Annotated in this window: 15 protein-coding genes, 12 tRNA genes, 5 rRNA genes and 1 pseudogene (1 of these 33 running past the window's edge); 29 read left to right on the forward strand and 4 right to left on the reverse strand. The window is 43.6% G+C overall.

What is annotated here, in order from left to right; all coding sequences use genetic code 11:
• Window positions 1-127 precede the first annotated feature (127 nt).
• The 13 genes from KB197_RS01025 (at window position 128) to KB197_RS01085 (ending at window position 5802) form a co-directional block, all read left to right on the forward strand.
• Window positions 128-1673 (forward strand): 16S ribosomal RNA (locus KB197_RS01025).
• A 51-nt stretch (window positions 1674-1724) separates the two neighbouring features.
• Window positions 1725-1797: transfer RNA gene (locus KB197_RS01030), tRNA-Ala, on the forward strand.
• A 124-nt stretch (window positions 1798-1921) separates the two neighbouring features.
• Window positions 1922-4823, forward strand: a 23S ribosomal RNA gene (locus KB197_RS01035).
• Window positions 4824-4899: 76 nt separating this feature from the next.
• Window positions 4900-5015, forward strand: a 5S ribosomal RNA gene (rrf, locus tag KB197_RS01040).
• Together the 16S, 23S and 5S rRNA genes with 10 tRNA genes alongside form the textbook arrangement of a ribosomal RNA operon.
• Before the next feature lie 4 nt (window positions 5016-5019).
• Window positions 5020-5092, forward strand: a tRNA-Val gene (locus tag KB197_RS01045).
• A gap of 2 nt (window positions 5093-5094) precedes the next feature.
• Window positions 5095-5167, forward strand: a tRNA-Asp gene (locus KB197_RS01050).
• A gap of 23 nt (window positions 5168-5190) precedes the next feature.
• A tRNA-Lys gene (locus tag KB197_RS01055) sits at window positions 5191-5263 on the forward strand.
• A gap of 5 nt (window positions 5264-5268) precedes the next feature.
• Window positions 5269-5350, forward strand: a tRNA-Leu gene (locus KB197_RS01060).
• Window positions 5351-5368: 18 nt separating this feature from the next.
• Window positions 5369-5441: transfer RNA gene (locus tag KB197_RS01065), tRNA-Thr, on the forward strand.
• Window positions 5442-5463: 22 nt separating this feature from the next.
• Window positions 5464-5535: transfer RNA gene (locus tag KB197_RS01070), tRNA-Gly, on the forward strand.
• Window positions 5536-5542: 7 nt separating this feature from the next.
• Window positions 5543-5628 (forward strand) — tRNA-Leu (locus tag KB197_RS01075).
• Between the two features lie 11 nt (window positions 5629-5639).
• Window positions 5640-5713, forward strand: a tRNA-Arg gene (locus tag KB197_RS01080).
• Window positions 5714-5728: 15 nt separating this feature from the next.
• Window positions 5729-5802: transfer RNA gene (locus tag KB197_RS01085), tRNA-Pro, on the forward strand.
• 183 nt (window positions 5803-5985) lie between these two features.
• Here the strand turns inward: KB197_RS01085 and KB197_RS01090 are convergent.
• Window positions 5986-7242 (reverse strand): ISL3 family transposase, encoded by a 1257-nt coding sequence (locus tag KB197_RS01090; protein ID WP_212574075.1) that lies wholly within the window; start codon window positions 7240-7242, stop codon window positions 5986-5988.
• Between the two features lie 98 nt (window positions 7243-7340).
• Window positions 7341-8627, reverse strand: a pseudogene (locus KB197_RS01095) (ISL3 family transposase).
• A gap of 103 nt (window positions 8628-8730) precedes the next feature.
• On the opposite strand from KB197_RS01095, the gene KB197_RS01100 reads away from it, so the two are divergent.
• The 6 genes from KB197_RS01100 to KB197_RS01125 all read left to right on the forward strand — a co-directional run bounded on the left by KB197_RS01100 (window position 8731) and on the right by KB197_RS01125 (window position 13829).
• Window positions 8731-9642 (forward strand): DMT family transporter, encoded by a 912-nt coding sequence (locus KB197_RS01100; RefSeq protein WP_212574027.1) that lies wholly within the window; start codon window positions 8731-8733, stop codon window positions 9640-9642.
• A 228-nt stretch (window positions 9643-9870) separates the two neighbouring features.
• Window positions 9871-10569, forward strand: coding sequence for a 2,3,4,5-tetrahydropyridine-2,6-dicarboxylate N-acetyltransferase (gene dapD / locus KB197_RS01105; RefSeq protein WP_000127460.1), 699 nt, complete (start codon window positions 9871-9873; stop codon window positions 10567-10569).
• Window positions 10570-10635: 66 nt separating this feature from the next.
• Window positions 10636-11766 carry an N-acetyldiaminopimelate deacetylase gene (locus KB197_RS01110; protein ID WP_212574028.1) on the forward strand — a complete coding sequence of 377 codons (1131 nt, stop codon included), beginning with the start codon at window positions 10636-10638 and terminating at the stop codon, window positions 11764-11766.
• An 11-nt stretch (window positions 11767-11777) separates the two neighbouring features.
• Window positions 11778-12317 (forward strand): 5-formyltetrahydrofolate cyclo-ligase, encoded by a 540-nt coding sequence (locus KB197_RS01115; protein WP_125386984.1) that lies wholly within the window; start codon window positions 11778-11780, stop codon window positions 12315-12317.
• Window positions 12301-12978: a rhomboid family intramembrane serine protease gene (locus KB197_RS01120; RefSeq protein WP_125386985.1), complete on the forward strand. Its 678-nt coding sequence runs from the start codon at window positions 12301-12303 to the stop codon at window positions 12976-12978. The genes KB197_RS01115 and KB197_RS01120 overlap by 17 nt, the downstream gene beginning before the upstream one ends.
• A gap of 320 nt (window positions 12979-13298) precedes the next feature.
• Complete coding sequence (locus tag KB197_RS01125) at window positions 13299-13829, forward strand: AAA family ATPase (RefSeq protein WP_212574029.1); 531 nt, start codon at window positions 13299-13301, stop codon at window positions 13827-13829.
• Between the two features lie 140 nt (window positions 13830-13969).
• On the opposite strand, the gene galU is transcribed toward KB197_RS01125, so the two are convergent.
• Both galU and KB197_RS01135 read right to left on the reverse strand, forming a co-directional pair.
• A complete protein-coding gene (galU, locus tag KB197_RS01130; RefSeq protein WP_070480121.1) occupies window positions 13970-14869 on the reverse strand; it encodes a UTP--glucose-1-phosphate uridylyltransferase GalU in 900 nt (299 codons plus the stop codon).
• A 21-nt stretch (window positions 14870-14890) separates the two neighbouring features.
• Window positions 14891-15907 (reverse strand): NAD(P)H-dependent glycerol-3-phosphate dehydrogenase, encoded by a 1017-nt coding sequence (locus tag KB197_RS01135; RefSeq protein ID WP_125386986.1) that lies wholly within the window; start codon window positions 15905-15907, stop codon window positions 14891-14893.
• A gap of 204 nt (window positions 15908-16111) precedes the next feature.
• Between KB197_RS01135 and patA the strand changes: the two genes are divergently transcribed.
• The 10 genes from patA to KB197_RS01185 form a co-directional block, all read left to right on the forward strand.
• Window positions 16112-17818: a multidrug efflux ABC transporter subunit PatA gene (gene patA, locus KB197_RS01140; RefSeq protein ID WP_125386987.1), complete on the forward strand. Its 1707-nt coding sequence runs from the start codon at window positions 16112-16114 to the stop codon at window positions 17816-17818.
• Between the two features lies 1 nt (window position 17819).
• A complete protein-coding gene (gene patB, locus KB197_RS01145; protein ID WP_212574030.1) occupies window positions 17820-19586 on the forward strand; it encodes a multidrug efflux ABC transporter subunit PatB in 1767 nt (588 codons plus the stop codon).
• A 138-nt stretch (window positions 19587-19724) separates the two neighbouring features.
• Entirely contained in the window at window positions 19725-20414 is a 690-nt protein-coding gene (locus KB197_RS01150) for a gamma-glutamyl-gamma-aminobutyrate hydrolase family protein (protein WP_000124770.1), read from the forward strand.
• A gap of 170 nt (window positions 20415-20584) precedes the next feature.
• Window positions 20585-21934 carry a glucose-6-phosphate isomerase gene (locus KB197_RS01155; protein WP_049551029.1) on the forward strand — a complete coding sequence of 450 codons (1350 nt, stop codon included), beginning with the start codon at window positions 20585-20587 and terminating at the stop codon, window positions 21932-21934.
• A gap of 127 nt (window positions 21935-22061) precedes the next feature.
• Window positions 22062-23522 carry a glutamate--tRNA ligase gene (gene gltX, locus KB197_RS01160; protein WP_064275946.1) on the forward strand — a complete coding sequence of 487 codons (1461 nt, stop codon included), beginning with the start codon at window positions 22062-22064 and terminating at the stop codon, window positions 23520-23522.
• A gap of 13 nt (window positions 23523-23535) precedes the next feature.
• Window positions 23536-23970 (forward strand): cytidine deaminase family protein, encoded by a 435-nt coding sequence (locus KB197_RS01165; protein WP_064275947.1) that lies wholly within the window; start codon window positions 23536-23538, stop codon window positions 23968-23970.
• Window positions 23971-24080: 110 nt separating this feature from the next.
• Window positions 24081-24152 (forward strand) — tRNA-Glu (locus tag KB197_RS01170).
• Between the two features lie 241 nt (window positions 24153-24393).
• Window positions 24394-25939, forward strand: a 16S ribosomal RNA gene (locus KB197_RS01175).
• A gap of 51 nt (window positions 25940-25990) precedes the next feature.
• A tRNA-Ala gene (locus KB197_RS01180) sits at window positions 25991-26063 on the forward strand.
• 124 nt (window positions 26064-26187) lie between these two features.
• Window positions 26188-26336: ribosomal RNA gene (locus tag KB197_RS01185) — 23S ribosomal RNA — on the forward strand; it runs 2753 nt beyond the window's last position.

Here is a 26336-nt window from a genome sequence, read left to right on the forward strand (position 1 = left end):
TGACAAAGACCTTTGAAAACTGAACAAGACGAACCAATGTGCAGGGCACTACAACTAAGGTTGTAGTACTGAACAATGAAAAAAACAATAAATCTGTCAGTGACAGAAATGAGTGAGAACTCAAACTTTTAATGAGAGTTTGATCCTGGCTCAGGACGAACGCTGGCGGCGTGCCTAATACATGCAAGTAGAACGCTGAAGGAGGAGCTTGCTTCTCCGGATGAGTTGCGAACGGGTGAGTAACGCGTAGGTAACCTGCCTGGTAGCGGGGGATAACTATTGGAAACGATAGCTAATACCGCATAAGAGTAGATGTTGCATGACATTTGCTTAAAAGGTGCAATTGCATCACTACCAGATGGACCTGCGTTGTATTAGCTAGTTGGTGGGGTAACGGCTCACCAAGGCGACGATACATAGCCGACCTGAGAGGGTGATCGGCCACACTGGGACTGAGACACGGCCCAGACTCCTACGGGAGGCAGCAGTAGGGAATCTTCGGCAATGGACGGAAGTCTGACCGAGCAACGCCGCGTGAGTGAAGAAGGTTTTCGGATCGTAAAGCTCTGTTGTAAGAGAAGAACGAGTGTGAGAGTGGAAAGTTCACACTGTGACGGTATCTTACCAGAAAGGGACGGCTAACTACGTGCCAGCAGCCGCGGTAATACGTAGGTCCCGAGCGTTGTCCGGATTTATTGGGCGTAAAGCGAGCGCAGGCGGTTAGATAAGTCTGAAGTTAAAGGCTGTGGCTTAACCATAGTACGCTTTGGAAACTGTTTAACTTGAGTGCAAGAGGGGAGAGTGGAATTCCATGTGTAGCGGTGAAATGCGTAGATATATGGAGGAACACCGGTGGCGAAAGCGGCTCTCTGGCTTGTAACTGACGCTGAGGCTCGAAAGCGTGGGGAGCAAACAGGATTAGATACCCTGGTAGTCCACGCCGTAAACGATGAGTGCTAGGTGTTAGACCCTTTCCGGGGTTTAGTGCCGTAGCTAACGCATTAAGCACTCCGCCTGGGGAGTACGACCGCAAGGTTGAAACTCAAAGGAATTGACGGGGGCCCGCACAAGCGGTGGAGCATGTGGTTTAATTCGAAGCAACGCGAAGAACCTTACCAGGTCTTGACATCCCTCTGACCGCTCTAGAGATAGAGCTTTCCTTCGGGACAGAGGTGACAGGTGGTGCATGGTTGTCGTCAGCTCGTGTCGTGAGATGTTGGGTTAAGTCCCGCAACGAGCGCAACCCCTATTGTTAGTTGCCATCATTCAGTTGGGCACTCTAGCGAGACTGCCGGTAATAAACCGGAGGAAGGTGGGGATGACGTCAAATCATCATGCCCCTTATGACCTGGGCTACACACGTGCTACAATGGCTGGTACAACGAGTCGCAAGCCGGTGACGGCAAGCTAATCTCTTAAAGCCAGTCTCAGTTCGGATTGTAGGCTGCAACTCGCCTACATGAAGTCGGAATCGCTAGTAATCGCGGATCAGCACGCCGCGGTGAATACGTTCCCGGGCCTTGTACACACCGCCCGTCACACCACGAGAGTTTGTAACACCCGAAGTCGGTGAGGTAACCGTAAGGAGCCAGCCGCCTAAGGTGGGATAGATGATTGGGGTGAAGTCGTAACAAGGTAGCCGTATCGGAAGGTGCGGCTGGATCACCTCCTTTCTAAGGATAAGGAATTGCGCATTGGTCTTGTTTAGTCTTGAGAGGTCTTGTGGGGCCTTAGCTCAGCTGGGAGAGCGCCTGCTTTGCACGCAGGAGGTCAGCGGTTCGATCCCGCTAGGCTCCATTGGTGAGAGATCACCAAGTAATGCACATTGAAAATTGAATATCTATATCAAATAGTAACAAGAAAATAAACCGAAAACGCTGTAGTATTAATAAGAGTTTATGACTGAAAGGTCAGAAAATAAGGTTAAGTTAATAAGGGCGCACGGTGGATGCCTTGGCACTAGGAGCCGAAGAAGGACGTGACAAACGACGATATGCCTTGGGTAGCTGTAAGTAAGCGATGATCCAGGGATTTCCGAATGGGGGAACCCAACAGGTACTACCTGTTACCCGCATCTGTTAAGGATGTGAGGAGGAAGACGCAGTGAACTGAAACATCTAAGTAGCTGCAGGAAGAGAAAGCAAAAGCGATTGCCTTAGTAGCGGCGAGCGAAACGGCAGAAGGGCAAACCGAAGAGTTTACTCTTCGGGGTTGTAGGACTGCAATGTGGACTCAAAGATTATAGAAGAATGATTTGGGAAGATCAGCCAAAGAGAGTAATAGCCTCGTATTTAAAATAGTCTTTGTACCTAGCAGTATCCTGAGTACGGCGGGACACGTGAAATCCCGTCGGAATCTGGGAGGACCATCTCCCAACCCTAAATACTCCCTAGTGACCGATAGTGAACCAGTACCGTGAGGGAAAGGTGAAAAGCACCCCGGGAGGGGAGTGAAATAGAACCTGAAACCGTGTGCCTACAACAAGTTCGAGCCCGTTAATGGGTGAGAGCGTGCCTTTTGTAGAATGAACCGGCGAGTTACGTTATGATGCGAGGTTAAGTTGAAGAGACGGAGCCGTAGGGAAACCGAGTCTGAATAGGGCGCCTTAGTATCATGACGTAGACCCGAAACCATGTGACCTACCCATGAGCAGGTTGAAGGTGCGGTAAGACGCACTGGAGGACCGAACCAGGGCACGTTGAAAAGTGCTTGGATGACTTGTGGGTAGCGGAGAAATTCCAAACGAACTTGGAGATAGCTGGTTCTCTCCGAAATAGCTTTAGGGCTAGCGTCGACATTAGAGATTCTTGGAGGTAGAGCACTGTTTGGGTGAGGGGTCCATCCCGGATTACCAATCTCAGATAAACTCCGAATGCCAATGAATTATGGTCGGCAGTCAGACTGCGAGTGCTAAGATCCGTAGTCGAAAGGGAAACAGCCCAGACCACCAGCTAAGGTCCCAAAATAATTGTTAAGTGGAAAAGGATGTGGGGTTGCACAGACAACTAGGATGTTAGCTTAGAAGCAGCTATTCATTCAAAGAGTGCGTAATAGCTCACTAGTCGAGTGACCCTGCGCCGAAAATGTACCGGGGCTAAAACAATTTACCGAAGCTGTGGATACCTTTATAGGTATGGTAGGAGAGCGTTCTATGTGTGATGAAGGTGTACCGTGAGGAGCGCTGGAACGCATAGAAGTGAGAATGCCGGTATGAGTAGCGAAAGACAGGTGAGAATCCTGTCCACCGTAAGACTAAGGTTTCCAGGGGAAGGCTCGTCCGCCCTGGGTTAGTCGGGACCTAAGGAGAGACCGAAAGGTGTATCCGATGGAAAACAGGTTGATATTCCTGTACTAGAGTATGTAGTGATGGAGGGACGCAGTAGGCTAACTAAAGCAGACGATTGGAAGAGTCTGTCTAAGCAGTGAGGTGTGATATGAGTCAAATGCTTATATCTATAACATTGAGCTGTGATGGGGAGCGAAGTTTAGTAGCGAAGTTAGTGACGTCACACTGCCAAGAAAAGCTTCTAGCGTTTAAACATACTCTACCCGTACCGCAAACCGACACAGGTAGTCGAGGCGAGTAGCCTCAGGTGAGCGAGAGAACTCTCGTTAAGGAACTCGGCAAAATGACCCCGTAACTTCGGGAGAAGGGGTGCTGACTTTACGTCAGCCGCAGTGAATAGGCCCAAGCAACTGTTTATCAAAAACACAGCTCTCTGCTAAATCGTAAGATGATGTATAGGGGGTGACGCCTGCCCGGTGCTGGAAGGTTAAGAGGAGTGCTTAGCGTAAGCGAAGGTATGAATTGAAGCCCCAGTAAACGGCGGCCGTAACTATAACGGTCCTAAGGTAGCGAAATTCCTTGTCGGGTAAGTTCCGACCCGCACGAAAGGCGTAATGATTTGGGCACTGTCTCAACGAGAGACTCGGTGAAATTTTAGTACCTGTGAAGATGCAGGTTACCCGCGACAGGACGGAAAGACCCCATGGAGCTTTACTGCAGTTTGATATTGAGTGTCTGTACCACATGTACAGGATAGGTAGGAGTCTATGAGATCGGGACGCCAGTTTCGAAGGAGACGTTGTTGGGATACTACCCTTGTGTTATGGCCACTCTAACCCGGATAGGTGATCCCTATCGGAGACAGTGTCTGACGGGCAGTTTGACTGGGGCGGTCGCCTCCTAAAAGGTAACGGAGGCGCCCAAAGGTTCCCTCAGAATGGTTGGAAATCATTCGCAGAGTGTAAAGGTATAAGGGAGCTTGACTGCGAGAGCTACAACTCGAGCAGGGACGAAAGTCGGGCTTAGTGATCCGGTGGTTCCGTATGGAAGGGCCATCGCTCAACGGATAAAAGCTACCCTGGGGATAACAGGCTTATCTCCCCCAAGAGTTCACATCGACGGGGAGGTTTGGCACCTCGATGTCGGCTCGTCGCATCCTGGGGCTGTAGTCGGTCCCAAGGGTTGGGCTGTTCGCCCATTAAAGCGGCACGCGAGCTGGGTTCAGAACGTCGTGAGACAGTTCGGTCCCTATCCGTCGCGGGCGTAGGAAATTTGAGAGGATCTGCTCCTAGTACGAGAGGACCAGAGTGGACTTACCGCTGGTGTACCAGTTGTCTTGCCAAAGGCATCGCTGGGTAGCTATGTAGGGAAGGGATAAACGCTGAAAGCATCTAAGTGTGAAACCCACCTCAAGATGAGATTTCCCATGATTTTATATCAGTAAGAGCCCTGAGAGATGATCAGGTAGATAGGTTAGAAGTGGAAGTGTGGCGACACATGTAGCGGACTAATACTAATAGCTCGAGGACTTATCCAAAGTAACTGAGAATATGAAAGCGAACGGTTTTCTTAGTTTGAATAGATATTCAATTTTGAGTAGGTATTACTCAGAGTTAAGTGACGATAGCCTAGGAGATACACCTGTACCCATGCCGAACACAGAAGTTAAGCCCTAGAACGCCGGAAGTAGTTGGGGGTTGCCCCCTGTGAGATATGGAAGTCGCTTAGCTCTAGGGAGTTTAGCTCAGCTGGGAGAGCATCTGCCTTACAAGCAGAGGGTCAGCGGTTCGATCCCGTTAACTCCCATAGGTCCCGTAGTGTAGCGGTTATCACGTCGCCCTGTCACGGCGAAGATCGCGGGTTCGATTCCCGTCGGGACCGTTAGAATAACGTCAGTTATTTTAGACTCGTTAGCTCAGTTGGTAGAGCAATTGACTTTTAATCAATGGGTCACTGGTTCGAGCCCAGTACGGGTCATATATGCGGGTTTGGCGGAATTGGCAGACGCACCAGATTTAGGATCTGGCGCTTAACGGCGTGGGGGTTCAAGTCCCTTAACCCGCATTAAGATATAATAAATGAGCCGGCTTAGCTCAGTTGGTAGAGCATCTGATTTGTAATCAGAGGGTCGCGTGTTCAAGTCATGTAGCCGGCATTTTTAGATAGAAGAAAACAGTGCGAACGTAGTTCAGTGGTAGAACACCACCTTGCCAAGGTGGGGGTCGCGGGTTCGAATCCCGTCGTTCGCTTAGAGAGGCCGGGGTGGCGGAACTGGCAGACGCACAGGACTTAAAATCCTGCGATTGGTAACGATCGTACCGGTTCGATTCCGGTCCTCGGCATAATATAATGAGCACCCTTAGCTCAACTGGATAGAGTACCTGACTACGAATCAGGCGGTTAGAGGTTCGACTCCTCTAGGGTGCATTTTTCTATTTAACTCGGGAAGTAGCTCAGCTTGGTAGAGTACTTGGTTTGGGACCAAGGTGTCGCAGGTTCGAATCCTGTCTTCCCGATTCATTACAGAGATACGTAAGAGTATCTTTTTTTGATTGACTAGATATTATATACATTAAGAGAGAATCAGTTTGCTTCTCTCTTTTTTAATTGGCTCTTTGTCAACTGTAGTGGGTTGATGAAAAGCTAAGCTCGAGAAAGGACAAATGGCTCTTTGTCAACTGTAGTGGGTTGAAGAAAAGCTAAGATCGAGAAAGGACACATTTCGTCCTTTCTTTTTTGATATTGAGAGCGATAAAAATCCGTTTTTTGAAGTTTTCAAAGTTCCGAAAACCAAAGGCATTTCGCTTGATAAGTTTGATGAGATTATTGGTCGCTTCCAATTTGGCGTTGGAATAGGGTAGTTGAAGGGCGTTGACAATCTTTTCTTTATCCTTGAGGAAGGTTTTAAAGACAGTCTGAAAAAGAGGATGAACCTGCTTTAGATTGTCCTCAATAAGTCCGAAGAATTTGTCTGGCTCCTTGTTCTGAAAGTGAAAAAGTAAGAGCTGATAGAGATTGTAGTGGTGTCTCAAGTCTTCTGAATAGCTCAAAAGCTTGTCTAGAATTTCTTTATTTGTTAAGTGCATGCGAAAAGTAGGGCGATAAAAACGTTTATCACTGAGTTTACGACTATCCTGCTGTATGAGCTTCCAGTAGCGCTTGATGGCTTTGTATTCATGGGATTTTCGCTCAAATTGATTCATGATTTGGACACGAACACGACTCATAGCACGGCTTAAGTGTTGTACAATGTGAAATCGATCTAGAACGATTTTAGCACATGGAAAAAGCTGTTTAGCCAAGGCATAATAAGGACTAAACATATCCATCGTAATGATTTTCACCTGACAACGAACAGCTCGCTCGTAGCGCAGAAAGTGATTTCGTATGATAGCCTGTGTTCTGCCTTCAAGAACAGTGATGATGTTAAGATTATCAAAATCTTGTGCAATGAAACTCATCTTTCCCTTGGTAAAGGCATACTCGTCCCAAGACATAATCTCTGGAAGACGAGAAAAATCATGCTTAAAACGGAAGTCATTAAGCTTGCGAATGACAGTTGAAGTTGAAATAGCCAGTTGATGAGCGATATCGGTCATAGAAGTTTTTTCAATCAATTTTTGCGCAATTTTTTGGTTGATAATACGAGGAATTTGGTGATTTTTCTCGACGAGAGAGGTCTGTGAGACCATCATTTTAGAGCAATGATAGCACTTGAAACGACGCTTTTTAAGGAGGATTCTGGTAGGCATACCAGTTGTTTCAAGGTAAGGAATTTTCGATGGTTTTTGGAAGTCATATTTCTTCATTTGACTTCCACATTCAGGACAAGATGGGGCCTCATAATCCAGTTTAGCGATGATTTCCTTGTGGGTATCTCTATTAACAACATCCATAATTTGGACATTAGGGTCTTTGATATCGAGTAGTTTTGTGATAAAATGTAATGGTTCCATATGATTCTTTCTAATGAGTTGTTTCGTCGCTTTTCATTATAGGTCATATGGGACTTTTTTTCTACACAAAAATAGGCTCCATAATATCTATAGGGGATTTACCCACTACAAATATTATAGAGCCGGACAAATTTCGTCCTTTCTTTTTTGATATTCAGAGCGATAAAAATCCGTTTTTTGAAGTTTCCAAAGTTCCGAAAACCAAAGGCATTGTGCTTGATAAGTTTGATGAGATTATTCGTTGCTTCCAATTTTGCATTGGAAAAGGGGAGTTGAAGGGCGTTGACAATTTTCTTTTTGTCCTTGAGAAAGGTTTTAAAGACAGTCTGAAAAAGAGGATGAACCTGCTTTAGATTGTCCTCAATGAGTCCGAAAAATTTATCCGGTTCCTTATTCTGAAAGTGAAAAAGCAAGAGTCATAGAGATGATAGTGGTGTTTCAAGTCTTCTGAATAGCTCAAAAGCTTGTCTAGAATTTCTTTATTAGTCAAGTGCATACGAAAAGTAGGGAGATTAAAACGTTTATCACTCAATTTACGACTATCCTGCTGGATGAGCTTCTAGTATCGCTTGATAGCCTTGTATTCATGAGATTTTCGTTCAAATTGATTCATGATTTGAACACGTACACGACTCATAGCACGGCTTAGATGTTGAACAATGTGAAAGCAATCAAGTACAATTTTTGCATTCGGAAAAAGCTGTTTAACCAAGTTATAATAAGGACTAAACAGATCCATAGTAATAATTTTTACCTGACAGCGAACAGCTCTATGGTAGCGAAGAAAGTTATTTCGGATGACAGTTTGTGTTCTACCCTCAAGAACAGCTATGATACTGAGATTAAAAAATCTTGCGCAATGAAACTCATCTTCATCTACCGATTGAAACAGTCATTCACCTGACTGTTTTAACATCCAAGGGCATAATTTCAGGTAAATGGCTAAAGTTACACTCAAAGTGAAAGTCATTGAGCTTGCGAATGACAGTTGAAGTTGAAATGGTCAGCTGATGAGCAATATCAGTCATAGAAATTTTTTCAATCAGCTTCTGAGCAATTTTTGGGTTGATGATACGAGGGATTTGGTGATTCTTCTTGACGATAGAAGTTTCAGTCACCATCATTTTTAAGCACTGATATCACTTAAAATGGCGTTTTTCCAGAAGGATTCTAGTAGGCATACCAGTCGTTTCTAGGTAAGGAATCTTAGACGGTTTTTGAAAGTCATATTTCTTCATTTGACTTTCGCAATTAGGACAAGATAGGGCATCGTATTCTAGGTTAGAGATGATTTCTTTGTAGGTATTCCTATTGATGACATCTATAATTTGGATATTAGGGTCTTTAATATCGAGTAGTTTTGTGATAAAATGTAATTGTTCCATATGATTCTTTCTAATGAGTTGTTTTGTCGCTTTTCATTATAGGTCATATGGAACTTTTCTATTGCTACTTTTTTCTTTTTCATTTTCATGTTAAAATAAATATATGAATCAATATCAGAAAAAGATTGTTAAAGGAACTATTTATTCGCTCCTATCCGGCTTAATCTGGGGAATCTGTGGAATTTTAGGAGAATATTTCTTTACTCATTATCAAGTGTCCTCTGGCTGGATTACCTCTATGCGATTGACACTGGCAGGGAGTCTTGTGCTCATTTGGTCTGCAGTGCAATTAAAATCGCAAGTGCTAGATATTTGGCGAGATAAGAAAAATTACCTGCCCTTTTTAGCCTATGCTATTTTGGGGATTTTTTCAGTTCAGTATTTTTTCTATCTCTGTGTAGAATACTCAAATGCAGCGACAGCAACTATTTTACAGTTTATCAGTCCAGTCTTTATCCTCTTTTACAATCGTTTGGTTTATCAAAAACGAGCGTCAAAAAGCGCTATTTTTTATGTTTTGGTTGCCATGTTGGGTGTTTGCCTGATGGCGACAAAGGGAGATCTCTCTCAATTATCCATGACACCGCTAGCACTTATGACGGGTTTGCTGAGTGCCATGGGGGTCATGTTTAATGTTATCTTGCCCCAACCTTTCGCGAAGCGCTATGGTTTTGTGCCTACGGTTGGGTGGGGGATGATTTTGGCAGGTTTATTTAGCAATGTCCTCTCGCCGGTTTACCAGCTTTCCTTTACTCTTGATATTTGGAGTATCTTGATTTGCCTTATTATCGCTTTTTTAGGGACGGCTTTTGCCTTTTTCATTTCCATGAAGGCTGTGTCCTTGGTTTCTCCTTTGGTGGTTTCCGTTATTAGTGCCAGTGAACCTCTCTCTTCTGCCCTTTTGAGTGTTTTATTTTTAGGTTTAGTAGTGGATTGGTCCCTTCTTCTAGCTATGGCCTTGATTATTTTACCTATGATTTTCTTATCGATAGAAGAAGCGAAAGAAAGTAAATAAAAAGTCTTTTCTTAATTCTAAAAGTGTGCTATACTAGAATAGTCAATAAAACACGGGGAGATAGTTGTGAAGAGTGTTTTTAGGTTGTATCGGTAGGGGCTTGCTTTTACCGACAGCACGTTTTATCTCACATCCCTAAAAATCATACCTAAAAACAAACAAAAAGGCTTCAAATTTGAGGCCTTTTTTGGTAGAATAGGTATCATTAAAATGAACTAGGAGGCGCCTATGACTGCTACAAAAATGAACGCACAAGAAATTATTCAATTTATCGCCAATGCTGAAAAGAAAACCAGTGTTAAAGTAACCTTTGAAGGACAACTTGCAACTGCTGTACCAAGCTCTGTTGTTAAACTAGGTAATGTCCTATTCGGAGATTGGAAGGACGTGGCTCCGCTTCTCGATGGTTTGGTAGAAAATCAAGACTATGTTGTTGAGCAAGATGCTCGCAATTCTGCAGTTCCTTTGCTAGATAAACGTGCTATCAATGCTCGTATTGAGCCGGGTGCTATTATCCGTGATCAGGTTGAAATTGGTGACAATGCTGTTATCATGATGGGAGCGGTTATCAATATCGGTGCTGAAATTGGTGCAGGAACCATGATTGACATGGGTGCTATCCTTGGTGGCCGTGCTATCGTGGGGAAAAACAGCCACGTTGGTGCAGGTGCCGTTCTTGCAGGTGTGATTGAGCCAGCTAGCGCAGAACCAGTCCGTGTTGGAGACAATGTTCTTATCGGTGCCAACGCAGTGGTTATCGAAGGGGTCCAAATCGGTAGTGGTTCAGTTGTCGCAGCAGGAGCTATTGTTACCCAAGATGTCCCAGAAAACGTGGTGGTAGCAGGTGTTCCAGCTCGTATCATCAAAGAGATTGATGCCCAAACCCAACAAAAAACAGCGCTAGAGGATGCGCTTCGTACCTTGTAATTGTAAAAGAAAAATAGAGGCGGAACCCTTTTCCAGCCTCTTTCTGCTATATAGGAGGAAAGATAGATGTTAGATTTGATTCATACTAGACGAGATTTGCACCAGATTCCAGAGATTGGCTTGGAGGAGTTCAAGACTCAGGCTTATCTGCTGGATGTGATTGAGAAATTGACTGCGGGCAAGAATTTTGTTCAAGTTCGTACTTGGCGAACAGGGATTTTGGTCTATTTACAGGGAAGTCAGCCAGAGCGGACCATTGGTTGGCGAACAGACATTGATGGCCTGCCTATCGTCGAACAAACAGGCCTTCCTTTCGCTTCTCAGCACCAAGGCCGCATGCATGCTTGTGGACATGATTTTCATATGACTATTGCCTTGGGCTGTCTAGAGCGCGCCCTTGAGGAGCAGCCAAAGAACAATCTGCTCTTTCTGTTTCAACCTGCTGAAGAAAATGAAGCTGGTGGCATGCTCATGTATGAGGATAGCGCTTTTGGAGACTGGTTGCCAGACCAGTTTTATGGACTTCATGTTCGGCCAGATTTGAAGGTTGGACAGATTGCGACCAATACTCATACACTCTTTGCAGGGACTTGCGAGGTGAAGATTCGTTTTAAAGGTAAAGGAGGACATGCAGCCTTTCCGCATGAAGCCAATGACGCTTTGGTGGCGGCTAGTTACTTTGTGACCCAGGTGCAGTCAGTTGTCAGCCGCAATGTCAACCCAATCGAGGGAGCAGTGGTGACCTTTGGAGTTTTCCAAGCTGGAACAACCAACAATGTCATCACAGACACAGCCTTTTTACATGGAACTATTCGGGCCTTGACTCAAGATATGAGTCTCTTGGTTCAAAAGAGGGTCAAAACAGTTGCAGAAGGAGTTGCAGCTGCCTTTGATATGGAAGTCGAAGTTGAACTCAAGCAAGGTGGTTACCTGCCTGTTGAGAACCATCCAGCCTTGGCGCGTGAACTGATGGATTTCTTTGAAGAAAAAGACGGAATTGAGTTAATTGATATTGAACCTGCTATGACAGGTGAAGACTTTGGTTATCTCCTTTCGAAGGTAGACGGTGTTATGTTTTGGTTGGGTATCGATAGTCCCTACGCTCTTCATCACCCTCAGATGAGCCCTAAGGAAGAAGCATTAGCTATTGGGGTGGATGCGGTTTCTAGTTTCCTGAAAAAGAAGGCAACAGAGTAGAGGAATTATCTATGAAAGCAGAACTACGCAAGAAAATTTTGCAAGAAATGAAGGCTATCCCTCGAGAGCAAAAACAGTTTATAGACCAAGCTTTAACAGAACGACTTTTACACCATCCCTTTTACCAAGAAGCCAGGGTCATCGCAAGCTACCTCTCTTTTCCTCATGAATTTCAAACGCAGGAACTGATTGAGCAGGCGCTGAAGGACGGCAAGAAGGTTCTGATCCCCAAAACTTATCCCAAGGGGCGCATGGACTTTGTGGTCTATGATCCGCAACAGTTGGTAAAAACTTCCTTTGGCTTACTGGAACCACAGGGAGATTTGGAAGTGGTGGATGCCTCTCAGATTGATTTGATTCATGTTCCTGGTCTGGCTTTTACGACGAAAGGATATCGGATAGGATACGGTGGAGGCTATTATGACCGTTATCTGGAACATTTTTCTGGTCATACTTTGAGTACGATATATCCTTGTCAAATTCAGGACTTTATCCCTGAAAACCATGATATTCCTGTTCAGGAGGTATTAATTGATGAAGGAAATCTTTGATAGACGTTATCCTGTGACGAGTTTCTTCCTTTTTGTGACGGCCTTGGTATTTTTACTAATGTTGGTCACTGCAGGTGGAAACTTCGACAGGGCAGATACATTATTTCGATTTGGAGCCATGTATGGGCCAGCTATTCGCCTCTTTCCTGAGCAAGTTTGGCGTCTCTTCTCTGCCATTTTTGTTCATATTGGGTGGGAGCATTTTATTGTCAATATGCTTTCGCTCTATTATCTTGGTAGGCAAGTAGAGGAAATTTTCGGATCCAAGAAGTTTTTCTTTCTCTATCTATTATCTGGAATGATGGGCAATCTCTTTGTTTTTGTATTTAGTCCCAAATCCTTAGCAGCAGGAGCCTCTACCTCTCTTTATGGGCTATTTGCCGCGATTATTGTTCTTCGCTATGCTACTCGGAACCCCTATATCCAGCAGCTAGGCCAATCTTATCTGACACTTTTTGTGGTTAACATTATTGGAAGTGTTCTGATTCCAGGAATCAGCCTAGCAGGCCATATCGGTGGTGCAGTCGGCGGAGCATTTCTAGCAATTATCTTTCCAGTTCGAGGAGAAAGAAGGATGTATGGTACCAGCCAGAGGTTAGGAGCGGTAGTGTTATTCGTAGGACTCGCAGTTTTGCTTTTCTACAAGGGAATGGGGTTGTGACGACTAATATGTAAACTTGAATAAGAAAAAAAGCTACTTGAAAAATGAGTAGCTTTTAATGGTTTTGGAACTATTCGAACCAACACAGCTCTAAAAATAAGTCTTTGTGTGTAGATGATTTGAGAAAGTGAGCGCCCATTAAGTCATTTGTAAATAAGTTTTTTTGCAGAAAATTGAGAATGGTGTGCTTTTTTATTTCTTTTGTATCGTAAGTTTCTAGAATATAGTGTTGTATCAGTCTTATTATATATTTTAAAAATAGAAAATGTTATAATATTAGAAATTGATTGAAGAATTATTAGAATAAAAGAGGTATAAAGTTGGAAAATTGTGTTTACATTATTTCAGGCCCCCCAGGCGTTGGGAAAAGTACTGTTAGTAAAGAGTTAGCTTATTCTTTTGATAAAAGTGCAGTTATAGAGGGGGATTTGATTTACTTAATGATTAAAGGTGGTATAGTGGCTCCCTGGGAAGATGAGGGCTATTACATGGATTTGTTTTGGGACAATATCATCAGCTTGACCAATAATTTTATAACTCGAGGCATCTCTGTCGTAATAGAGTATGTCATTTTTGAATACCAACTGAAGAAAATTGCTTCTTTCTTAAAAGAAAAACAAATTGGTCTAAAATATTGTGTCTTAATGGCCGAAGAAAAAACCTTGAAAGATAGGGATGATTCTCGAAAAGAAATTGAAAGAGTGGGCAACTTATCAATACAAGCAAGAAGTGAGTTTCTAGTTAAAAATAAGGAGAAGGAAAAACATTTTCTGTATACAGATGATTTAGACGTCCCCAAAATAGCAAATATCATTAAAACTTCAAATCGATTTTTGATTGAAAATCTGTAATCCATCATTAAGGACCGAAGTTGAGTTGGTAGATTTAGAGACATATCTCATAAATCTTTAAATTGTATGTAAATTTGTAAAATAATTAAGTCTCCAGAGTCAACTTGCTGGAGACTTAATTTATTAACTGGAAACTAATTCTATTCCCCCTCAGATAATTCTTTTCCCAATTGGATGAGGTAATCTTTCAAGTCATCTTTGACTTGTGGGTGCTTGAGGGCATAGTCAATAGATGTTTTCATAAAGCCAAACTTATCCCCAACGTCGTAACGAGCTCCTGTAAATTCACGGGCGAAAACACGTTGTGTTTTATTAAGTGTATCAATAGCGTCGGTAAGCTGGATTTCATTTCCAGCACCGGGAGCTTGATTTTCGAGGATCTCAAAAATTTCTGGTGTGAGCAGATAGCGCCCGATAATTGCTAAATCACTTGGAGCATCCTCTGGAGCTGGTTTTTCAACGAAAGTTTCGACACTGTAGAGACCATTAATCCCTTCACCCTGAGGAGCGATAACTCCATATGCTGAAACTTCTTCATGAGGGACAGGCATAACAGCAATTGTTGATGCGTGAGTCGTCTCGTAATCGTTCATCAATTGTTTTGTCAAAGGTACAGCATGGTCATCTGTGATATCCATTAGGTCGTCACCAAGCATGACAACGAAGGGCTCATTCCCTACAAAAGCTTTTGCTTGTAAGACAGCATCGCCAAGACCACGAGGATGGCTTTGACGGATAAAGTGAAGGCGAATGCCAGTTGTTTCGTCTACCAATTTTAGTAAGTCATGTTTGCCTTTTTCTTTGAGGTTGTACTCAAGCTCAAAGTTTGAGTCAAAGTGGTCTTCAATAGAACGTTTTGATTTACCAGTGACAACCAGAATATCTTCAATACCTGATTTAAGAGCTTCTTCTACGATAAATTGGATAGTTGGTTTGTCTACAATTGGCAACATTTCTTTAGCAAGTGCTTTGGTTGCTGGTAAAAATCGAGTCCCAAGTCCAGCGGCAGGGATGACTGCCTTTCTAACTTTTGATGTCATAAGAATCCTTTCTCTAGAGGGTTAAGACCACTCATTTTCTGCTTTAAATTCATTGTTCATGATGTCATAAATGGCATCTTTGATATTGGTTCCGTGGTAGATAACTTGGTAAATAGCCTGTGTAATGGGCATATAGACTCCAAGTTCTTGCGCTAGTTCATAGGCTGCTCGAGTCGTTGAGATTCCTTCGATTACCATGCCCATATTGGCTTCGATATCAGCTAGAGATTCTCCACGACCAAGAGCATCTCCAGCTCTCCAGTTACGAGAGTGGATGGATGTTCCCGTTACAATCAAATCTCCCACACCAGATAAGCCGCTATAGGTCAATGGATTGGCACCGAGTGCTACCCCTAGGCGGGTAATTTCTGCCAAGCCTCGAGCGATGATGGCTGCCTTAGCGTTGTCACCAAATCCTAAACCATGTAAGGCTCCAGCACCGACAGCGATAATGTTTTTAAGAGCACCAGCGGTTTCGACCCCGATAACATCCGTATTGGTATAAAGTCGGAAGTAGTGATTACTAAAGAGTTCTTGAACGTATTGAGCGGTTTGTAAATCTTTAGAAGCAGCAGTGATTAAAGTTAGGTCACGCACAATGGTTTCTTCTGCATGACTAGGTCCTGAAACAACGACAATATCACTGCGGAGATGTTCAGGAATTTCTTCTTCAAGGATAGTTGATAATCGTTTATGGCTATCAGGTTCTAATCCCTTTGATGCGTGCATGATGATAGCCTTATGGTCCAAGGTTTTTGCAACTTGTTGGGCAACAAGTCGTGTCACTTTTGTTGGGACAACAAACAAAATCGCATCTACATCTTTCAGTGCCTCTGCTAAGTCGGTGTAGGCAATGATATTTTCATCTAGAACGACATCTTTAAAGTAGTGTTTGTTAGTATGATTGGTATTAATTTCATTGATTTGTTCGGGAAGATTTCCCCAAATACGTATCTCGTGTCCATTGTCATTTAAGACTTGTGAAAGGGCAGTTCCCCAAGAACCAGGCCCCAAGACGGCGATGGTTTGTTTTTCCATATTCCCCTCCTTTATAACCTTCTTTTTACTATTTTACCATAAAAAACTTTATCATGCATTACTGTAGATGAAAGCGCACTAATTTGTATCAAGGAGACTTCTTTGACAAGTTCTCACTTTTTTGCTAGAATAACATCACACAAACAGAATGAGAAGGAGCTGACGCATTGTCGCTCCCTTTTGTCTATTTTTTAAGGAGAAAGTATGCTGATTCAGAAAATAAAAACCTACAAGTGGCAGGCTTTGGCTTCGCTCCTGATGACAGGCTTGATGGTTGCTAGTTCACTTTTGCAACCGCGTTACCTGCAGGAAGTGTTAGACGCCCTCCTTGCTGGGAAATATGAAGCTATTTATAGTATCGGGGCTTGGTTGATTGGTGTGGCCGTGGTCGGTCTAGTTGCTGGTGGGCTCAATGTTGTCCTCGCAGCCTATATTGCCCAAGGGGTTTCATCTGACCTTCGGGAGGATGCCTTCCGTAAAATCCAAACCTTTTCTTATGCTAATATTGAACAGTTTAATGCGGGAAATCTAGTCGTTCGCATGACAAATGATATCAACCAGATTCAGAACGTGGTCATGATGACCTTCCAAATTCTTTTCAGACTTCCCCTCTTGTTCATCGGTTCGTTTATCTTGGCGGTTCAAACCCTACCTTCTCTGTGGTGGGTGATTGTTCTCATGGTGATCTTAATTTTTGGTTTGACTGCTGTCATGATGGGTATGATGGGGCCTCGTTTTGCCAAGTTTCAAACCCTTCTTGAACGCATCAATGCCATTGCCAAGGAAAATCTGCGTGGGGTTCGTGTGGTCAAGTCCTTTGTCCAAGAAAAAGAGCAGTTTGCTAAGTTTACGGAGGTTTCAGACGAGCTTCTCGGTCAAAATCTTTACATCGGTTATGCCTTTTCAGTAGTGGAACCTTTCATGATGTTGGTCGGTTATGGGGCAGTATTCCTCTCTATTTGGCTAGTTGCAGGGATGGTTCAGTCGGATCCATCAGTTGTTGGCTCCATTGCTTCCTTTGTTAATTACCTGAGCCAGATTATCTTTAGCATTGTCATGGTTGGATTTTTGGGAAATTCTGTCAGTCGTGCTATGATTTCCATGCGTCGTATTCGAGAAATTCTGGACGCAGAGCCAGCCATGACCTTCAAGGATGTCCCAGATGAAGAGTTGGTCGGCAGTCTTAGCTTTGAAAATGTGACCTTTACCTATCCAATGGACAAGGAACCGATGCTGAAAGATGTGAGCTTTACTATCGAACCTGGTCAAATGGTTGGCGTAGTTGGAGCAACTGGTGCAGGAAAATCAACCTTGGCTCAATTAATTCCACGTCTCTTTGACCCACAGAAAGGGGCCATCAAAATCGGAGGCAAGGATATTCGAGAAGTGAGTGAAGGAACCCTGCGTAAAACAGTTTCTATCGTTCTTCAGCGTGCCATTCTCTTTAGTGGAACGATTGCAGATAACTTGAGACAGGGTAAGGGAGATGCCACTCTATTTGAAATGGAGCGTGCAGCCAATATTGCCCAAGCCAGTGAATTCATTCATCGTATGGAGAAAACCTTTGAAAGTCCAGTTGAGGAACGGGGAACCAATTTCTCTGGTGGGCAAAAGCAAAGGATGTCGATTGCTCGTGGAATTGTCAGCAATCCACGTATTCTGATTTTTGACGATTCGACCTCGGCCTTAGATGCCAAGTCAGAGCGCCTGGTTCAAGAAGCCTTGAATAAGGACTTGAAGGGAACGACAACTATTATCATCGCGCAAAAGATTAGCTCGGTTGTTCATGCAGATAAAATCTTGGTTCTAGATCAAGGACGATTGATTGGTCAAGGTACGCATGCAGACTTGGTTGCCAACAATGCTGTTTACCGTGAAATCTACGAAACACAGAAAGGAAAGGAGGAGTAAAATGAAGACAGTTCAATTTTTTTGGAATTATTTTAAAGTCTATAAGCTATCATTTGTAGTTGTTATCCTGATGATTGTTCTGGCAACTCTTGCCCAAGCCCTCTTTCCGGTCTTTTCTGGACAAGCAGTGACGCAGCTAGCTAATTTAGTTCAAGCTTATCAAGATGGCAATCCAGAACTTGTTTGGCAAACTCTATCAGGAATCATGGTCAATCTTGGCCTGCTGGTTTTAGTTCTGTTTATCTCCAGTGTGATATACATGTGTCTCATGACGCGCGTGATTGCAGAGTCGACCAATGAGATGCGTAAAGGCCTCTTTGGTAAACTTGCTCGGTTGACGGTTTCTTTCTTTGACCGCCGACAAGATGGCGATATCCTGTCTCGTTTTACCAGTGATTTGGATAATATCCTCCAAGCCTTTAACGAAAGCTTGATTCAGGTCATGAGCAACATCGTTCTATATATTGGTCTGATTCTTGTCATGTTTTCGAGAAATGTGACGCTGGCTCTCATCACCATTGCCAGCACACCAGTTGCCTTCCTCATGCTGATTTTCATCGTAAAAATGGCACGCAAATACACCAACCTCCAGCAAAAAGAGGTAGGGAAGCTCAACGCCTATATGGACGAGAGTATTTCAGGCCAAAAAGCTGTCATTGTGCAAGGGATTCAAAAGGATATGATGGCAGGGTTTCTTGAACAAAATGAGCGCGTGCGCAGGGCAACCTTTAAAGGAAGAATGTTCTCAGGAATTCTTTTCCCTGTCATGAATGGGATGAGTCTGGTCAACACAGCCATCGTTATCTTTGCTGGTTCGGCCGTTCTATTAAACGATAAGACTATTGAAACAAGTACAGCCCTAGGTTTGATTGTTATGTTTGCACAATTTTCACAGCAGTACTACCAGCCTATTATTCAAGTTGCGGCTAGTTGGGGAAGCCTTCAGTTAGCCTTTACAGGTGCTGAACGAATTCAGGAAATGTTTGATGCAGAGGAAGAAATTCGACCTGAAAAGGCGCCGACCTTTACTAAGTTGCAAGAAGGTGTTGAAATCAGTCATATTGATTTTTCATACTTACCTGATAAACCTATTTTGAAAGATATCAGCATTTCTGCCCCTAAAGGCCAGATGACTGCAGTTGTTGGGCCAACAGGTTCAGGGAAAACGACTATTATGAACCTCATCAATCGCTTTTATGATGTTGATGCTGGTGGTATTTATTTTGACGGCAAAGACATTCGTGACTATGACTTAGATAGTCTCAGAAGTAAGGTGGGAATTGTCTTGCAAGATTCGGTCTTATTTAGCGGAACGATTCGAGACAATATCCGTTTCGGTGTGCCAGATGCTAGTCAAGAAATGGTTGAGGCAGCAGCCAAGGCAACCCATATTCACGACTACATCGAAAGCTTGCCTGATAAGTACGATACTCTTATAGATGATGACCAGAGCATCTTCTCAACAGGACAAAAGCAATTGATTTCTATCGCTCGAACCCTGATGACAGATCCAGAAGTTCTCATTCTCGATGAAGCAACTTCAAACGTAGATACGGTGACAGAAAGCAAGATTCAGCATGCCATGGAGGCAGTTGTAGCAGGTAGAACCAGTTTTGTCATTGCTCACCGTTTGAAGACCATCCTCAATGCAGACCAGATTATTGTCCTTAAAGATGGAGAAGTCATTGAATGTGGTAACCACCATGAACTTTTGAAACTAGGTGGCTTCTATTCAGAACTCTATCACAATCAATTTGTTTTTGAATAAGAAAGAAGTTGTCCTATGTGGGCAGCTTTTTCTTGTCCATAAAAAATATTTATCACGGACTTTAAAAAAACATATTAGACGAAAGGCGTTTTGAGTGATATGATAGAACTATCGTTAACATTCGAAAGGAGAGGCATCATGGCTAGAACGGTTGTAGGAGTTGCTGCAAATCTATGTCCCGTAGACGCGGAAGGAAAAAACATTCATTCATCTGTATCTTGTAGATTCGCAGAGAGCATTCGTCAAGTCGGTGGTCTCCCTTTAGTCATTCCTGTTGGTGATGAGTCAGTTGTACGCGATTATGTGGAAATGATTGACAAACTCATCTTGACAGGAGGCCAAAATGTTCATCCTCAGTTTTATGGAGAGAAAAAGACCATCGAGAGTGATGATTACAATCTAGTACGTGATGAGTTTGAACTAGCACTCTTGAAAGAAGCGCTTCGTCAGAATAAACCAATTATGGCAATCTGTCGTGGTGTTCAACTTGTCAATGTTGCCTTTGGTGGGACCCTCAATCAAGAAATCGAAGGTCACTGGCAAGGTCTGCCTTTCGGAACATCTCATTCTATTGAGACAGTAGAAGGAAGCGTGGTGGCTAAGCTATTTGGAAAAGAAAGTCAAGTCAACTCCGTCCATCGTCAAAGCATTAAAGATTTGGCACCTAATTTCCGTGTAACTGCTATTGATCCAAGAGACCAGACCATCGAAGCGATTGAGTCTATCGATGAGCACCGCATTATCGGTTTGCAGTGGCATCCAGAGTTTCTGGTTAATGAAGAAGATGGCAATTTAGAACTATTTGAGTATTTATTGAATGAACTGTGACGACTGGGACATCTGGTCGTTCTTTATTTTATTTTTTCAAAATTTTTGGAATGTGGCATTTTTACGCAAACGTTTGAATTCTGATAAAAATTGGAGAAATTCGACAAAAAAACTTGAAAAAAACGAAGGTAAGCGTTATGATAGAAAAGAAGAAATATTGGAGGAATAACATGTCACATATTAAATTTGATTATTCAAAAGTTTTAGACAAATTTGTTGCACCACATGAAGTGGAATACATGCAAGCACAAGTAACAGCAGCAGATGAATTGATCCGTAAAGGAACTGGTGCTGGTAGCGACTTCTTGGGATGGTTGGACCTTCCTGAAAACTACGACCGCGAAGAATTTGACCGCATCTTGAAAGCTGCTGAGCAAATCAAGTCAGACAGCGATGTTTTGGTTGTAATCGGTATCGGTGGATCTTACCTTGGTGCCAAAGCAGCAATCGATTTCTTGAATCACCACTTTGCAAACTTGCAAACAAAAGAAGAACGTAAAGCTCCACAGATCCTTTACGCAGGAAACTCAATCTCATCTACTTACCTTGCTGACTTGGTAGAGTACGTAGCTGACAAAGACTTCTCAGTAAACGTGATTTCTAAATCAGGTACAACAACTGAACCAGCGATCGCTTTCCGTGTCTTCAAAGAACTCTTGGTTAAGAAATACGGTCAAGAAGAAGCTAACAAACGTATCTATGCAACAACTGACCGCCAAAAAGGTGCTGTTAAGGTTGAAGCAGACGCTAACGGTTGGGAAACATTTGTTGTTCCAGATGATATCGGTGGACGCTTCTCAGTATTGACAGCCGTTGGTTTGCTTCCAATCGCAGCATCAGGAGCTGATATTAAAGCCCTTATGGAAGGTGCTAACGCAGCTCGCAAAGACTACACTTCAGACAAAATCTCTGAAAACGAAGCTTACCAATATGCAGCTGTTCGTAACATCCTTTACCGTAAAGGCTATGCAACTGAAATCTTGGTAAACTATGAGCCATCACTTCAATACTTCTCAGAGTGGTGGAAACAATTGGCTGGTGAATCAGAAGGAAAAGACCAAAAAGGTATCTACCCAACTTCAGCCAACTTCTCAACTGACTTGCACTCATTGGGCCAATTTATCCAAGAAGGAACTCGTATCATGTTTGAAACAGTTGTTCGTGTTGACAAGCCTCGTAAAAACGTGATTATCCCTAGCTTGGAAGAAGACCTTGATGGACTTGGTTACCTTCAAGGAAAAGACGTTGACTTTGTAAACAAAAAAGCGACTGATGGTGTTCTTCTTGCTCACACAGATGGTGATGTACCAAACATGTACGTGACTCTTCCTGAGCAAGATGCTTTCACTCTTGGATACACTATCTACTTCTTCGAATTGGCTATCGCCCTTTCTGGTTACTTGAATGCTATCAACCCATTCGACCAACCAGGTGTTGAAGCTTATAAACGTAACATGTTTGCCCTTCTTGGAAAACCAGGATTTGAAGAATTGAGCAAAGAACTTAACGCACGTCTATAATAGAAGAAAAGAGTGGTTTGCCCACTCTTTTTACTCTCTTTATTCATAGAAATTGGACTCAGCCAAGACTTGTGATATAATATAGAGAGCAAAAAGGCAGATGCCTAGAGACTTTATAGGAGAAACTATGTCAAAAGATATCCGCGTACGTTACGCACCAAGTCCAACAGGACTACTACACATCGGGAATGCCCGTACAGCATTGTTTAACTACTTGTATGCACGCCATCATGGTGGAACATTTATCATTCGTATCGAAGATACTGACCGTAAACGCCATGTCGAAGATGGGGAACGCTCACAGCTTGAAAACCTTCGCTGGTTAGGCATGGATTGGGATGAAAGCCCAGAAACACATGAAAACTACCGCCAGTCTGAGCGTTTGGACTTGTATCAAAAATACATTGACCAACTATTAGCTGAAGGAAAAGCCTACAAATCTTACGTTACAGAAGAAGAGTTGGCAGCTGAACGCGAACGCCAAGAAGCAGCTGGTGAAACACCACGCTACATCAACGAATACCTTGGTATGAGTGAAGAGGAAAAAGCGGCTTATATCGCAGAACGTGAAGCTGCGGGTATCATACCAACAGTTCGCTTGGCGGTCAATGAGTCTGGTATCTACAAATGGCATGATATAGTCAAAGGCGATATCGAATTTGAAGGTGGCAATATTGGTGGTGACTGGGTCATCCAAAAGAAAGACGGTTACCCAACTTACAACTTTGCCGTTGTTATCGATGACCACGATATGCAAATCTCTCACGTTATCCGTGGAGATGACCACATCGCTAATACACCAAAACAGCTTATGGTCTATGAAGCGCTTGGTTGGGAAGCTCCGGAATTCGGTCACATGACCTTGATTATCAACTCTGAAACTGGGAAAAAGTTGTCTAAACGTGATACCAACACCCTTCAGTTTATCGAAGACTATCGTAAAAAAGGTTATTTACCAGAAGCAGTCTTTAACTTTATTGCTCTTCTTGGTTGGAACCCAGGTGGCGAAGATGAAATCTTCTCTCGTGAAGAACTCATTAAACTTTTCGATGAAAACCGCCTCAGCAAGTCTCCAGCAGCCTTTGACCAGAAAAAACTCGACTGGATGAGCAATGATTATATCAAGAATGCAGACCTTGAAACCATCTTTGAAATGGCAAAACCATTCCTAGAAGAAGCAGGTCGATTGACTGATAAGGCTGAAAAATTAGTTGAGCTCTATAAACCACAAATGAAATCAGTAGATGAGATTATCCCATTGACAGATCTCTTCTTCTCAGATTTCCCAGAATTGACCGAAGCTGAGCGCGAAGTCATGGCTGGTGAAACAGTTCCAACAGTTCTTGAAGCCTTCAAATCAAAACTTGAAGCGATGACAGATGATGAATTTGTAACAGAAAATATCTTCCCACAAATCAAAGCTGTTCAAAAAGAAACAGGTATCAAAGGGAAAAATCTCTTCATGCCTATTCGTATCGCTGTTTCAGGTGAAATGCATGGACCAGAATTGCCAGATACGATCTTCTTGTTAGGCCGTGAAAAATCAATTCAGCATATTGAAAATATGTTAAAAGAAATCTCTAGATAAGAAGGATGTAACAATGGACATCTGGGAAAAGATGTACGAAGAAGCACAGAAACTATACAATCCACATGAAGTGTCAGACTTTGTCTATGCCAATCATGTCGTTGCCGCAGTAGAAGCAGAAGATGGGCAAATATTTACAGGTTTCTGTATGGAGGGAACCTGTGGTGTGTTCCATCTCTGCGCAGAGCGCGCGGCACTCTTCAATATGTACCAATTTTCAGGGAAAACTAAGGTTAAAAAAGTCTTAGCCTTTCGAGACAAACCGCCTTATGGTGGAAGTTCAGGAATGCCCTGTGGAGCTTGCAGAGAATTCCTTTTAGAGTTGAACGCTGAAAATAAAGATGCAGAATTCATGATGGACTACGATACAAGAAAGACGGTGAAAGTCGCAGAACTAATCCCCTATTGGTGGGGAGAAGAACGTGCTTCCAAGTTTTATAATCAATAGAAGAGTCAGTATAATTCTGGCTCTTTTTACTTAATTTGAAAAAAGATAAAAAAGTAGTTGACAAAGTATGAAAAGTCTGTATAATAGTAAGAGTTGAAAATAACAACTCAGGTCCGTTGGTCAAGGGGTTAAGACACCGCCTTTTCACGGCGGTAACACGGGTTCGAATCCCGTACGGACTATGGTATGTTGTGGTTGAGGCACTTGATGAAAAAAAGATTAAAAAAGTTTCAAAAAGTGTTGACAAGCGAAAGCGGCTGTGATATACTAATATAGTTGTCACTTGAGAGAAGTGAGTGACAAAGACCTTTGAAAACTGAACAAGACGAACCAATGTGCAGGGCACTACAACTAAGGTTGTAGTACTGAACAATGAAAAAACAATAAATCTGTCAGTGACAGAAATGAGTGAGAACTCAAACTTTTAATGAGAGTTTGATCCTGGCTCAGGACGAACGCTGGCGGCGTGCCTAATACATGCAAGTAGAACGCTGAAGGAGGAGCTTGCTTCTCCGGATGAGTTGCGAACGGGTGAGTAACGCGTAGGTAACCTGCCTGGTAGCGGGGGATAACTATTGGAAACGATAGCTAATACCGCATAAGAGTAGATGTTGCATGACATTTGCTTAAAAGGTGCAATTGCATCACTACCAGATGGACCTGCGTTGTATTAGCTAGTTGGTGGGGTAACGGCTCACCAAGGCGACGATACATAGCCGACCTGAGAGGGTGATCGGCCACACTGGGACTGAGACACGGCCCAGACTCCTACGGGAGGCAGCAGTAGGGAATCTTCGGCAATGGACGGAAGTCTGACCGAGCAACGCCGCGTGAGTGAAGAAGGTTTTCGGATCGTAAAGCTCTGTTGTAAGAGAAGAACGAGTGTGAGAGTGGAAAGTTCACACTGTGACGGTATCTTACCAGAAAGGGACGGCTAACTACGTGCCAGCAGCCGCGGTAATACGTAGGTCCCGAGCGTTGTCCGGATTTATTGGGCGTAAAGCGAGCGCAGGCGGTTAGATAAGTCTGAAGTTAAAGGCTGTGGCTTAACCATAGTACGCTTTGGAAACTGTTTAACTTGAGTGCAAGAGGGGAGAGTGGAATTCCATGTGTAGCGGTGAAATGCGTAGATATATGGAGGAACACCGGTGGCGAAAGCGGCTCTCTGGCTTGTAACTGACGCTGAGGCTCGAAAGCGTGGGGAGCAAACAGGATTAGATACCCTGGTAGTCCACGCCGTAAACGATGAGTGCTAGGTGTTAGACCCTTTCCGGGGTTTAGTGCCGTAGCTAACGCATTAAGCACTCCGCCTGGGGAGTACGACCGCAAGGTTGAAACTCAAAGGAATTGACGGGGGCCCGCACAAGCGGTGGAGCATGTGGTTTAATTCGAAGCAACGCGAAGAACCTTACCAGGTCTTGACATCCCTCTGACCGCTCTAGAGATAGAGCTTTCCTTCGGGACAGAGGTGACAGGTGGTGCATGGTTGTCGTCAGCTCGTGTCGTGAGATGTTGGGTTAAGTCCCGCAACGAGCGCAACCCCTATTGTTAGTTGCCATCATTCAGTTGGGCACTCTAGCGAGACTGCCGGTAATAAACCGGAGGAAGGTGGGGATGACGTCAAATCATCATGCCCCTTATGACCTGGGCTACACACGTGCTACAATGGCTGGTACAACGAGTCGCAAGCCGGTGACGGCAAGCTAATCTCTTAAAGCCAGTCTCAGTTCGGATTGTAGGCTGCAACTCGCCTACATGAAGTCGGAATCGCTAGTAATCGCGGATCAGCACGCCGCGGTGAATACGTTCCCGGGCCTTGTACACACCGCCCGTCACACCACGAGAGTTTGTAACACCCGAAGTCGGTGAGGTAACCGTAAGGAGCCAGCCGCCTAAGGTGGGATAGATGATTGGGGTGAAGTCGTAACAAGGTAGCCGTATCGGAAGGTGCGGCTGGATCACCTCCTTTCTAAGGATAAGGAATTGCGCATTGGTCTTGTTTAGTCTTGAGAGGTCTTGTGGGGCCTTAGCTCAGCTGGGAGAGCGCCTGCTTTGCACGCAGGAGGTCAGCGGTTCGATCCCGCTAGGCTCCATTGGTGAGAGATCACCAAGTAATGCACATTGAAAATTGAATATCTATATCAAATAGTAACAAGAAAATAAACCGAAAACGCTGTAGTATTAATAAGAGTTTATGACTGAAAGGTCAGAAAATAAGGTTAAGTTAATAAGGGCGCACGGTGGATGCCTTGGCACTAGGAGCCGAAGAAGGACGTGACAAACGACGATATGCCTTGGGTAGCTGTAAGTAAGCGATGATCCAGGGATTTCCGAATGGGGGAACCCAACAGGTACTACCTGTTACC

The sequence above is a fragment of the Streptococcus sp. 11-4097 genome (genome assembly GCF_018215285.2).
Classification (GTDB): domain Bacteria; phylum Bacillota; class Bacilli; order Lactobacillales; family Streptococcaceae; genus Streptococcus.